The organism is Streptosporangium sp. 'caverna' (assembly GCF_003203775.1).
GTDB lineage: Bacteria > Actinomycetota > Actinomycetes > Streptosporangiales > Streptosporangiaceae > Streptosporangium > Streptosporangium subroseum.
This window is the reverse complement of record NZ_CP029711.1, coordinates 5,325,808-5,337,282: the sequence shown is the minus strand read 5'-3', so window position 1 is coordinate 5,337,282 and position 11,475 is coordinate 5,325,808. Positions and strand designations below refer to the sequence as shown.

Here is an 11,475-nt window from a genome sequence, read left to right as displayed (position 1 = left end):
GCAACCGCTGCCGCCCGAGCCGGGATTCGACTCCGGACGGACCTGCCCGCGTCGCCTGGAGCGGTGGCAGCGGCCGGGGGTCTCCGACCGGCACCGCTCCCGGCGGTCCCCAGTCTCAGGACCAGGCGATCTCACCGGTTCGGTCGACGAAGCGCCCGGAGCCCGCGCCGGGCTTTTCCGTTGCCAGGCCGACGATCGCGTCCGTGCCCTCGGTGACGGTCTGGGGACCGCTGTGGCCGTTGAGATCGGTCGCCGTGTAGCCGGGATCGGCGGCGTTGACGCGGATGTCCGGCAGCGCTTTGGCGTACTGGGTGGTCAGCATCGTGAGCGCCGCCTTCGAGGCGGTGTAGAGCGGCGCGATCACCCTGGACTCGGGGCGCGACGGGTCGTGGGTGTGGGCGAGCGAGCCCGTTCCGCTGCTGACGTTGACGATGACCGGGTCTGACGACCGGCGCAGCAGCGGCAGGAACGCGGTGGTCGTCCGGACCACACCGGCGAGGTTGACGTCGAAGACGCCGAGGGCGTCGGCACCGGTCAGGGCGCTGGGATCACCGGCGGGGCCGTGGATGCCGGCGTTGTTGATCAGAACGTCGATCGAGCCCTCGTGCTCGGCGACGTTCGCGGCCGCGGCGCTGACGGACGCGTCGTCGGTCACGTCGATGGGGACGAACCGCGCGCCGAGCGTGGCGGCGGCCCGCTCGCCCTGTTCGGGGTCGCGGGCCCCGACCAGCACGGTGTGACCGAGCTCGACGAGACGGCGGGCGGTCTCGCGGCCGAGCCCCTTGTTGGCTCCGGTGATGAAGGTGACTGTCATGTGGCCATTGTTCGGTTCACCTGCGGCATCCGGCCAGGGACGCCTCAACGGTAGGAGAAGCAGTACCACCATCGATCTCGCGTTCGAGGACCGGGGATGGAGGAAGATGGGTGTCATGACGACGACGCCCGGGACCGGACTAGGTGCGATGATCCGTACTTGGCGGGAACGGTTGCCTCCGTCGGCCGCGGCGCTGCCGGTGGGCCGGGCACGCCGCGCGATCGGGCTGCGCCGCGAGGAGCTCGCCGAGCTCGCCGGCGTGTCGGTCGACTACGTCGTGCGTCTGGAGCAGGGGCGGGCCACGACGCCCTCGGCCCAGGTGATCGCGTCCCTCGCGCGTGCCCTGCAGCTGACCGTCACCGAACGGGACCATCTGTACCGGCTGGCCCGTCTCATCCCGCCGGCGGACGCTGCGATCTCCGACCACGTCCCACCCGGCGTTCACCGCGTGCTCACCCGGCTCGGGGACGTCGCGGTCGCGGTGTTCGCGGCGGATTGGCAGCTGATCTGGTGGAACCGCGGTTGGGCCGCGCTGCTGGGCGACCCCTCGTCGTCGCCACCGCGGCTGCGCAATTTCGCCCGCGACAGGTTCCCGGTGGACGCGGGCCCCGCTCGCCTCGCACGATGGCCGGTGACCGAGCTGGACAGGGACACCACCGACGCCGCCGTCGTGTCCGACCTGCGCCGCGCCACCGGCCGCTTTCCTCGGGACGCGCGCCTGGCAGAGCTGATTCACGACCTGAGTACGGGCAACCGGCGATTCGCCGAACTCTGGGCGGTCGGTACGGTGGCCGCTCATCGTGAGGATCACAAAACGATCGAGCACCCTTCGGTGGGGACGGTCACGGTGGACTGCGACGTGCTGACCGACGGCGACTCCGAGTGCAAGATCGTGATCATGAGCACCGTGCCCGGTAGCGCGGACGAGACCAGGCTGCGGCTCGCCGTGGTCGCCGGTCCGCCGGTCACTCCGGACGGCTCGCCCGTCCCGCGGGAGGCGGCGCAGTCGAGGCTGCGGTAGCGGGTGGTGAGCTGCCGGTGGTCGCGGGTGTGCGCGGGATGCGACACGAAGATCACAGGCCCGCCTGGCGCAGCGGATTGACTACAGAGAGTAACCTCCGTTGTGAAGTTGATCTACGAGGTCATCCTTCGCGACGAATGGGAGTTCAGCGTTGGTGTCACAACGATCCAGATCCGCGCTCACCGCGTCGGCCTGCGCCCTCTTGGCGTTGCTGGCCGTACGGGGAACGCCGGTGGCGGCCGCCGCCGACGAACACGCCGCCGGCGGTGTACGGCAGGCCGTCACGCGGGCCGCCGTCACGCCCTGTGTCCGGCAGGGGCAGGCGACCTACCCCGTCAGCTACTACTGGAAGAACGTGCTCGGCATGCAGCTGGGCAGCGGGTCGGTCCCGGTCGACAGCTCCCCGGCCCTGTGGGGCGGACAGATCACGCCGGGCGGCACCTTCACCCTCACGCTGGCGCACCGCACGGCCCAGTGGCCGCTGCTGGTCAGGAGCTACACCACCACGTGGGACCTGTCGTCCCTGCTGGCCGGCGCCGATGTCGTCAGCCAGTCCGGAGCCGGCACCATCTCCGGCAACACCCTGACGATCCCCTCATCGGGCACCAAGACCGACCCACCGGCGAAGGTCATCACCTTCCAGGTCAGGCAGGGCACCGTCGGGAACAGCATGACCATCCGGCCGACCGGGATCAGCAGCGTCATCGCCTCTCCGGGTCAGCTCGGGAACAACACGCCCGCCCCCGCGATCCAGATCGTCAACGGGCAGTCCATCTCACCCACCACGGCCGTCGGCGACACCGCGACCACCAAGCAGGACACCGCCGTCAGCGTGCCCGTCCTGGCCAACGACACCGCGACCGCACCGACGATCAGCAGCGTCACCCAGCCCGCCCACGGCACCGCGACGATCTCCGGCGGCACCGTGATCTACACCCCCGCCGCGGGCCTCAGCGGCACCGACACCTTCGCCTACACCATCACCACTGCCTGCGGAACCAGCACCGCCACGGTCATCGTCGCCGTCACCTGTGTCTCCGCTTCGGTCAACCTGGTCAACGGCGGCTTCGAGGCGCCGCCCGTGGCCACGATCGACTGGTCCATCCCCGATGCCTCCACCAACCCGGGCGTCGGCTGGCACACCACCGCCACCGACAACAAGCTGGAGTTCTGGCGGGGCGGCGCGAGCGGGGTCCCGGCAGCCGACGGCCAGCAGTTCGCCGAGCTCAACGCCAACCAGGTCTCCACGCTCTACCAGGACCTGCCCACCGTTCCGGGAACGTCGATGACCTGGTCGCTGTATCACCGAGGCCGCCTCGGTACCGACGTGATGCGGGTGCTCATCGGCGCACCGGGCGCGACTGCGGCGCAGGTCCCCGCGGGGGCCTCCTCCCCGGACATCTCCGACGACAACACCGCCTGGCGCCAGTACACCGGGGTGTACGTCGTACCTCCGGGACAGACCACCACACGATTCGCCTTCGAATCGGTGTCGGCCACGGGCGGCCAGGGGGTCGGCAACTTCCTGGACGGCGTGACCTTCCAGACGCCGCCCTGCCGGCCCATGACCACGAGCGCGGTGAAGGCGGGCTGAACCCTGGATACGCCCACTGCGAACTGATCGACCGCTGACCCGCAACCGCTCGGGTCCCTGAGCGTCGCACAACGCCCGGCCAGGGAACGCGCGGACGGGAGAGCTCCGGTACGGCAGGGCGGTCACCACGACCCCTTGCCGCACGGGAGCGTCACCGCCAGGGATCTTCGTGGGTGCTCGATCGTCGAGCCCGGCCACTCGTCCGGCGCCGGCTCCGAGGCGGGCACCCTGACCTGCGCGGTGTGGTTCCCACCGGCACCCCGATCACCCGTTATGAGTGTCGCCTGTGCGCCCTCCGGCACGCTTAGGGATTGGACATATTGTCCGAGTTGGACGTAAAGTCCACGCCATGGGATCTGCGGAGAAGGGCGTCGACGCTCGTGTGCGGATGTGGGCACCGGCCTGCCAGGCCGTGGCGCTGCTGCTCGGTCCGTACGCCGAGGTGGTGCTTCACGATCCGGACACCGACCGGATTCTGGCCATCTGGAATTCGATGAGCTCGCGCGGCCCCGGGGACCCGTCGCTGCTGGGCGAGCTGGACACCCTCGATCCGTCGGCTCGGGATGTGTTCGGGCCGTACGAGAAGCTGCTCGCGGACGGCCGGCGCCTGTCATCGGTCAGCGCGGTCCTGCGTGACGAGGCGGGGAAGGCCTCGGCGGTGCTGTGCGTCAATCTCGACCGCACGCCGCTGGAGCAGGCCGCGGCGGTGCTGTCCGCGTTCGGCGCCCCGACCGTGCCCCGCCCGGAGCCGCTGTTCGAGCAGGACTGGAGCGAGCGTGTCCAGCACATCGTCGGCGCATACGTGCGCGAGTGCGGCCGTCCGGTGGAGCGTCTGACCCGCCAGGACCGCCTGGCCGTCCTCGCCCGCCTGGACGAGGCGAAGGTCTTCGCCGTACGCCGTGCCACTCCCGTCGTCGCCGGCGCCCTGCGGGTCTCCCGATCGACCCTCTACGGCCTGTTGGCCGAGCTCAGAGCACCGAACGCAAAGGATCAGACGTCATGACCCGCCTGCCCGACTTCCGGCTGGAAACGTACTTCTCCCGATGGGAGTTCACCGCGCGCCACCACCTGACCGCCTCCGACGCCCAGACCATGACGCTCACCGAGCTGCTCGCCCTGGCCGACGATCAGGACCGGGCCGCGTTCGAGAACCTGTCCCTGGGATACACCGAGACCTACGGCGATCCCGCCCTGCGCGAGGCGATCGCCCAGTCCTACGAGCGGGCGGACGCCGCCGACGTCATCTGCTTCGCGGGCGCCGAGGAGGCCCTGTACCTCGCGATGAACGTCCTGCTGGACGCGGGCGACCACGCGGTGGTGGTGACCCCGAACTACCAGGCGGCCGAGACCGTGCCGCTCGCGCTGTGCGAGGTCACCGGCGTCGCCCTCGACCCGGATCGCGACTGGGCCCTGGACCTCGACCAGATCAAGGCGGCGATCCGGCCGAACACCCGGGTGGTGTCGGTGAACTTCCCCAACAACCCCACCGGCAAGATCATCGACGTCGCCGACTTCGCCGAGCTGGCACGGCTGTGCGACGAGCACGGCATCCACCTGTTCAGCGACGAGGTCTACCGCGGGCTGGAGCGCGATCCGGCCCGCACCCTGCCGCAGGCCGCGGACCTGTCCGAGCGGGCCCTGTCGCTGAACGTGACCTCCAAGTCCCTGGGCCTGCCGGGCCTGAGGATCGGCTGGATCACCTGCCGTGACCGGGACCTGCTGTCTCGGCTGGAGCGGGCCAAGCACTACACCACCATCTGCAATTCCGCCCCCAGCGAGGTTCTGGCCCGTATCGCGATCAAGGCCAGAGAGACGATCCTGGACCGCAACCGGGCCCTGATCTCGGCGAATCTGCCGGCCTTCGACGCGTTCTTCGCCGAGTTCGCGGACGCCTTCGAGTGGCGGGCACCGGACGGCGGCTGCGTCGCCTACCCCCGCTACCTCGGCCCGGAAGGCGTCGAGCGGCTCTGCACCCGCCTGGTGGAGGAGTCCGGCGTCCTGCTGCTGCCCGCCGGCATCTACCGCTCCGAACTCACCCCAACCCCCACCGACCGCTTCCGGATCGGCATCGGCCGCGCCAACCCCGAGGAGGGCCTGGCCGCCTTCGCACGGTGGATGAGAGCGCAGCGATGATCATGCCCGTCTTCGACACCGCCGCCATCGAACGGGCGGCCACCGCGGACCTGGTCTTCGATGCCGTCCGAGAGTCCTTGATCGCCCACGCCCACGGCCGTACCACCGTGCCACCGCCGCTGCACCTGCAGTTCCCCGACGCCGACGGGGACTGCCACGTCAAGGCGGGCTGGGTCACGGGCGCCCCCGACTTCACCGTCAAGATCGCAACCGGCTTCTACGGCAACCCCGCGGCCGGCCTGCCCACCAACCACGGTCTGGTCTGCGTCGTCAGCGCCCAGACCGGTCAGGTCCGCGCGGTCCTCGACGACCGGGGCCTGCTCACCGCCTGGCGCACCGCCGCCGCCGGCGCCCTGATCACCCACGCCATGGCCCGCCCCGACGCGACGACCCTGGCCGTCTTCGGCACCGGAGAACAGGCCCGTCTCCAGGTCGAATGGCTCGCCAGGCTCCGCCCGATCACCGCGATACTCGTCCACGGACGCAGCCAGGACAGGGCCCGGGCACTGTGCGAGGAGTTCGCCGCGCGCGGGCAGCACGCCCGGCCCGCCTCCGCCGAAGAGGCCGCGGGCGCGGACATGGTCGTCACCACCACCCCCGCGTCGGCCCCGGTGCTGGAGTCCGCCCACGTCCGGGACGGCGCGCACGTGACCGGGATCGGCACCGACATGCCCCACAAGAACGAGCTCCCCCCGGCGCTCTTCGGCCGCGCGGCACTGATCGCGACCGACGACCACGACCAGTGCCTGCACCACGGCGACTTCGGACACGCCGTTCGCGCCGGAACCGTCACCGCCGACGACGACACCCCCGTCGGCCTCCTGCTCGAAAAGCCTATCGAGCGGCCGGATGACGCGATCACCGTCGCGGACCTGACCGGTGTCGGCGCGCTCGACGCGGCCGTCGCCTCGGCGGTCCTGCGCGAACTGACCCGGTAGACCCGGCGGAGGTTGTCGACGACCTCACCGAGCGGCTCGACCTCGGCGACGCGCCGGTGCCGAAGGCGTACGGCGAGGTCGTCCGCCACCACATCGACGTGCTGGGCCGTCGCTCCTTCGAGCTCCCTGACCCGCCTGGCAGCCTGTGGCCCCTGCGCGACAGGGACCGCCGGCGGCGCGTGACCAGACGCCTGAGACGGCTCGCAGAGTTGGTTCATCGCGCAGCTAAAACTGTACAGATAAAACTGTACAACTTAAGCTGCGGGTTCTAGTGTGGAACGCATGAATGAGAGCCCGCGTCTGTCTCCCTCGGCGGTTCAGGCTTCGCGAGAGGTCCGTACGGTCATCGGCCGCCTGCGACGCCGCATCCTGAACGCCGCCGAAGCCGAGGACATCACTTTTGGGCAGGCGTCCGTTCTGACCCGCCTGTCCGGCAAACAAGGCGTCACGGCCAGTGAGCTCGCCTCGGCCGAGGGAGTGCGCCACCAGTCGATGACGGCGACGGTCGCGTCGCTGGCCGCCTTGGGGCTGGTGGAACGGCGGCCCGACCCCGATGACGGGCGCCGTCTGCTGATCGCGCTGACCGCGGAGGGGCACCGGCGGGTGGAGGAGGGGCGGCAGGCCCGGCAGGAATGGCTCGCCGGTGAGTTACAGGAGAAGTGCACGGAAGAGGAACGGCGGGCCGTGATCGCGGCCATGGCCGTACTGGAGCGCCTCACCCATGACTGATCAGAAAGCAGAGGGGCGAGGCGGGACGGCGACGGCGGGCTTCGACCGGCGGCTGCTGCCGCCGATGCTGCTGGGCTCGGTCCTGAACCCGATCAACTCGACGATCATCGCCGTCACGCTCGTACCCATCGGCGACGCGTTGGGCGCGCCGCCCTCGCAGACCGCGTGGCTGGTCTCGGCCCTCTACCTGGCCACCGCTCTCGGGCAGCCTGTCGTGGGCCGGCTCATCGACGTCTTCGGGCCGCGCAGGCTCTTCCTCGTCAGCACGAGTCTTGTCGGGGTCGCCGGTGTCGTCGGCACCCTGGCGCCGAACCTGGGGGTGCTGATCGCCTCGCGGGTCCTGCTCGGGTTCGGCACCTGCGCCGGTTATCCCGCCGCGATGGCGCTGCTGCGCAGCGAGGCCAAGCGCACCGGGCAGGACAGTCCCGGCGGGGTGCTGACCGCCCTGGCCGTCGCCAACCAGACCATCGCCGTGATCGGCCCTCTGCTGGGCGGCCTGCTGATCGGGCTGGGCGGCTGGCGCGCGACCTGCGCGCTGAACGTGCCGCTGGCCGTCGCGGCCGTGCTGCTGGGGCTGCTCCGGCTGCCCAAGGAGTCCCGTACGGAGGAGGCCGGCGCGGGGGAGTCCCCGCGGCGTGGGGGCCTCGCCGCCCGACTCGACCTGCCCGGCATGGCGCTGTTCGCCGTGACGCTCATCTCGCTGCTGCTGTTCCTGATGAACCTGCACCTGCGCGACTGGTACCTGCTGGTGATCGCCGCCGCCGCGAGCGCCGCGTTCGCGGCGCGGGAGCTACGGGCCCCCACCCCGTTCATCGACCTGCGGGTGCTGGGCGGCAACACGCCGCTGCTGGTCACCTACGGGCGCGCACTGGTCGCCTACGTCGTCGCCTACGCCTTCCTCTACGGGTTCACCCAGTGGACGGAGGAGGGCTTCGGGCTCTCGCCCTTCCACGCCGGGCTGGTGCAGATCCCCATGTTCCTGGTGGCCATCGGTGTCTCGATCGTCTCCGGGCGGAGCAAGGGCGTGCGCGGCAAGCTGCTCGTCGGCGCGCTCGGGCAGGTTGTCGCCTGTGCGGTGATGCTGACGCTCACCGGGGACAGCCCCGTGTGGATGCTGGTTCTCGTCGCCCTGATCTTCGGAGTCCCGCAGGGACTGAACAGCCTGGGCCTGCAGAACTCCGTCTACTTCCAGGCCGATCCCGAGCGCATCGCCTCCTCGGCCGGCCTGCTGCGCACCTTCGCCTACATCGGCTCGATGGTCGCCTCCTCCACGGCGGCCGCCTCCTTCGGGCAGCGCGCGGACACCGGTGGCATGCACCACCTCGCCTGGATCATGCTCGGCGCAGGCGTGCTCTACCTCCTTCTGAACGTCTTCGACCGCACTCTCGGCCGTGCGCCGGGGGACCCCCCTGCCGATACGCCGCAGGCGCCGTAGATCACCCCGGGGCTCCACGCCGCGAGGCTGTCACCACCTCGGCACTCCGGCTTCCGGCTGGGGAAGGGCTCAGGCGTCGTCTGGTGTGGCCTGACGGGCGAAGACGATTTCGACCAGGGGACTGCCGTTCTCCCAGTCCTCAAGGCGGGTCGGCTGGGTGATTCGGGCGGGGTTGTGGGGCTGGTTGAGGTCGTCGACGATCTCGCCGAGGATGCGGTGCCGTTCGGCGGGATCGGTGATGACGCGGGCGGTGGCCGGCAGGTCGGCGCGTACGCCGTTCTTGAGGTGGAAGGTGAAAGCGGGGTGGGTTCGCAGGTTCGCGTACCAGCCTCGTTCTCCGGGCAGACCGCTGAGGTAGTTGGTCTCACCGACACGGTAGAACCAGATTTCGATGCGGCGGGGCCGGCCGGTGCGGCGGCCGGTGGTGGTGATGTCGACGGTCCGTTCGCGTGCGGTGGAGCGGCGGGTGAGGGCCAGGGCCTGGCGGATCGCTTCCTGCACTGTCGTCTCCTGCACTGTCGTCTCCTGGCCGGTCCGGTGGCCGGGCCGAGGGCTCGGCCACCGGACCGGTGCGTCATGCCCTGCGGACAGGGAGGTGGTGGGGTATCGGTGTGGAGGTCACAGGTGGACCATGACGGTCTTGGTCTCGGTGTAGGCGTCCAGAACCTCGATGCCGTGCTCGCGGCCGAGGCCGGACTGCTTGAAACCGCCGAAGGGCACGGTGCCCGCGCTCATGTCGGCGTAGGCGTTGACCCACACGGTTCCGGCGCGCAGGCCGCTCGCGGTGCGGTGGGCGCGTTCCAGGTTCGTGGTCCACACCGAGGCGGACAGGCCGTAGATGGTGTCGTTGCCCTGCGCGATGGCGTCGTCGGTGTCGGTGAACGTCATCAGCGACGCGACGGGACCGAAGATCTCCTCGCGTACGACGCGGGCGTCGGCGCCGACGTTCTCGATGAGGACGGGCGGCATGTACAGGCCCTCGCTCTCGCCGGCGATCTCCAGGGTGCCGCCCTCGGCGTGGGCGACGTCCAGGTAGGAGGCGACCCGCTGGAAGTGCTGGGCCGAGGCCAGCGGCCCCATCCGGGTGTCGGGGTGAAAGGGGTCTCCCATGGTGTAGGCCTTCATCTCCCGCAGCAGCAACTCGCGAAACCGTTCGCGGACTGACTCCTGGACGAAGATGCGGGTGCCGGCGACACAGCCCTCGCCGCTGCCCTGGGCGAATCCGGCGACCGCGCCCTTGGCCGCGGCTTCCAGATCGGCGTCGTCGAAGACGATCGTCGGGGACTTGCCGCCCAGTTCCAGGGTCACCCGCTTGAGGTCCTTGCTGGAGACCTCCAGGATGCGCTTGCCCACGGCCAGCGATCCGGTGAAGGAGATCTTGTCCACGTCCGGGTGGTTGGTCAGCGCCTCCCCGGTGAGGGCGCCGTCGCCGGTGACGATGTTGACCACGCCGTGCGGCAGGTCGGTCTCCAGCAGCAGTTCCCCGATTCGCAGCGCGGACAGCGGCGACCACGCGGCGGGCTTGGCGACCACGGTGTTGCCGGTCGCCAGCGCCGGGCCCAGCTTCCACGCCAGCTGCAGAACGGGACCGTTCCACGCGGTGATGGCGCCGACGACGCCCAGCGGCTGGCGCAGGGTGTAGTGGAACGCCGACGGGTCCGAGGGAGCGGTCTGGCCGTAGATCTTCGTCGGCCAGCCCGCGTAGTGCCGGAAGACCTCCACCGAGTGGTCCACCAGCCAGCGCGTCATCCACAGCGGGCCGCCCATGTCGAGCGAGTCCAGCACGGCCAGCTCCCCGGCGTGTGCCTCAAGGACGTCGGCGATCTGCAGCAGCACCTTGCTGCGCTGGTAAGGGGTGATGTCCGCCCAGGACGAGGCTTCGAAGGCGCGCCGCGCCGCGGCCACCGCCAGATCCACATCCTCCGCCCCGGCCGAGGCGACCGAGGTGAGGACCTTCCCCGTCGCGGGGTCGACGGTCTCGAACGTCTCGCCGGAGCGCGCGGCGGTCCACACGCCGTCGATCAGCAGTTTCTTGGCCGGGCCGTCGAGGAACGCCGGAGCCGGACGCGCGGAGGCGTCCAGGGTGAGGGGACGGGTCATGAGTGATCTCCTATGAAAACGAACTGGTTCGTTCTGGTTTTTCGACCGTAACCCCTGTCGCTCCGTTCTGCAAACGAACCAGTTCGTTTAGGATGGGGTCATGGACAAGGGACAGGCCAGCAGGCGGCGCCTCCTTGATGCGGCCGCCGTCGAATTCGCCGCTCACGGCATCGCGGGCGCGCGCGTCGACCGCATCTCGGCCGACGCGAAGGTCAGCAAGGCTCAGATGTACGCCTACTACGGCGGCAAGGAAGAGCTGTTCGACGCCGTCCTCACCGACCAGGTCGAAGGCATTCTCGACGCCGCACCGCTGACGCCTGAGGATCTGCCCGGCTACGCCGTCCGCCTCTACGACGCCTACCTCGTCCACCCGCAGCTCGTACGCCTGGCCGGCTGGGCACGCCTGGAACGCACCTCCGTCGGCCATCTCTTCACCGAGGCCGACGAGGCCCCCAAGCTCCAGGCCATCGCCGAGGCGCAGAACGCCGGGCACATCGATCCCGCCCTGCCTCCGGCCGACGTGCACTCCATGGTCATCTCCATGGCCATGACCTGGTCGCCGGTCAGTCTCACCTACGCCGCCACGGCCGCCGACCCCCACGCCGACCACGACCGCCGCCGCGCCGGCCTCGCCACCGCCGTACGACGCGCCTTCGTCCCTGAAGGCGCCCCCGGCACGGCGCCACGATGAAGAGCCGGGGGGCGCGCCAT

At 70.5% G+C, this 11,475-nt stretch carries 11 protein-coding genes; 8 read left to right on the top strand and 3 right to left on the bottom strand.

Annotated elements, in window-relative coordinates; genetic code table 11:
• Positions 1 to 115: 115 nt before the first annotated feature.
• On the bottom strand, positions 116 to 814 hold the full coding sequence (locus DKM19_RS23620) for an SDR family NAD(P)-dependent oxidoreductase (protein WP_110698445.1): 699 nt from the start codon (positions 812 to 814) through the stop codon (positions 116 to 118).
• A gap of 115 nt (positions 815 to 929) precedes the next feature.
• Here DKM19_RS23620 and DKM19_RS23615 point away from each other — a divergent pair, with 115 nt between their 5' ends.
• The 7 genes from DKM19_RS23615 (at position 930) to DKM19_RS23580 (ending at position 8,664) form a co-directional block, all read left to right on the top strand.
• Positions 930 to 1,835: a helix-turn-helix domain-containing protein gene (locus DKM19_RS23615; protein ID WP_110698443.1), complete on the top strand. Its 906-nt coding sequence runs from the start codon at positions 930 to 932 to the stop codon at positions 1,833 to 1,835.
• Positions 1,836 to 1,989: 154 nt separating this feature from the next.
• Positions 1,990 to 3,429 carry an Ig-like domain-containing protein gene (locus tag DKM19_RS23610; RefSeq protein ID WP_162641700.1) on the top strand — a complete coding sequence of 480 codons (1,440 nt, stop codon included), beginning with the start codon at positions 1,990 to 1,992 and terminating at the stop codon, positions 3,427 to 3,429.
• Between the two features lie 349 nt (positions 3,430 to 3,778).
• Positions 3,779 to 4,432: a transcriptional regulator gene (locus DKM19_RS23605; protein WP_110698439.1), complete on the top strand. Its 654-nt coding sequence runs from the start codon at positions 3,779 to 3,781 to the stop codon at positions 4,430 to 4,432.
• Positions 4,429 to 5,562, top strand: coding sequence for an aminotransferase class I/II-fold pyridoxal phosphate-dependent enzyme (locus tag DKM19_RS23600; protein ID WP_110698437.1), 1,134 nt, complete (start codon positions 4,429 to 4,431; stop codon positions 5,560 to 5,562). Before DKM19_RS23605 ends, DKM19_RS23600 begins: the two co-directional genes overlap by 4 nt.
• Positions 5,559 to 6,500 carry an ornithine cyclodeaminase family protein gene (locus tag DKM19_RS23595; RefSeq protein ID WP_110698435.1) on the top strand — a complete coding sequence of 314 codons (942 nt, stop codon included), beginning with the start codon at positions 5,559 to 5,561 and terminating at the stop codon, positions 6,498 to 6,500. Before DKM19_RS23600 ends, DKM19_RS23595 begins: the two co-directional genes overlap by 4 nt.
• 282 nt (positions 6,501 to 6,782) lie before the next feature.
• Entirely contained in the window at positions 6,783 to 7,229 is a 447-nt protein-coding gene (locus DKM19_RS23585; protein WP_110698431.1) for a MarR family winged helix-turn-helix transcriptional regulator, read from the top strand.
• Positions 7,222 to 8,664, top strand: coding sequence for an MFS transporter (locus DKM19_RS23580; RefSeq protein WP_204358970.1), 1,443 nt, complete (start codon positions 7,222 to 7,224; stop codon positions 8,662 to 8,664). The genes DKM19_RS23585 and DKM19_RS23580 overlap by 8 nt, the downstream gene beginning before the upstream one ends.
• 69 nt (positions 8,665 to 8,733) lie before the next feature.
• On the opposite strand, the gene DKM19_RS23575 is transcribed toward DKM19_RS23580, so the two are convergent.
• Both DKM19_RS23575 and DKM19_RS23570 read right to left on the bottom strand, forming a co-directional pair.
• Positions 8,734 to 9,180: a nitroreductase/quinone reductase family protein gene (locus DKM19_RS23575; RefSeq protein ID WP_204358969.1), complete on the bottom strand. Its 447-nt coding sequence runs from the start codon at positions 9,178 to 9,180 to the stop codon at positions 8,734 to 8,736.
• Positions 9,181 to 9,282: 102 nt separating this feature from the next.
• Positions 9,283 to 10,764 carry an aldehyde dehydrogenase gene (locus tag DKM19_RS23570; protein ID WP_110698428.1) on the bottom strand — a complete coding sequence of 494 codons (1,482 nt, stop codon included), beginning with the start codon at positions 10,762 to 10,764 and terminating at the stop codon, positions 9,283 to 9,285.
• Between the two features lie 100 nt (positions 10,765 to 10,864).
• Between DKM19_RS23570 and DKM19_RS23565 the strand changes: the two genes are divergently transcribed.
• Positions 10,865 to 11,455: a TetR family transcriptional regulator gene (locus DKM19_RS23565; protein ID WP_110698426.1), complete on the top strand. Its 591-nt coding sequence runs from the start codon at positions 10,865 to 10,867 to the stop codon at positions 11,453 to 11,455.
• Positions 11,456 to 11,475 lie beyond the last annotated feature (20 nt).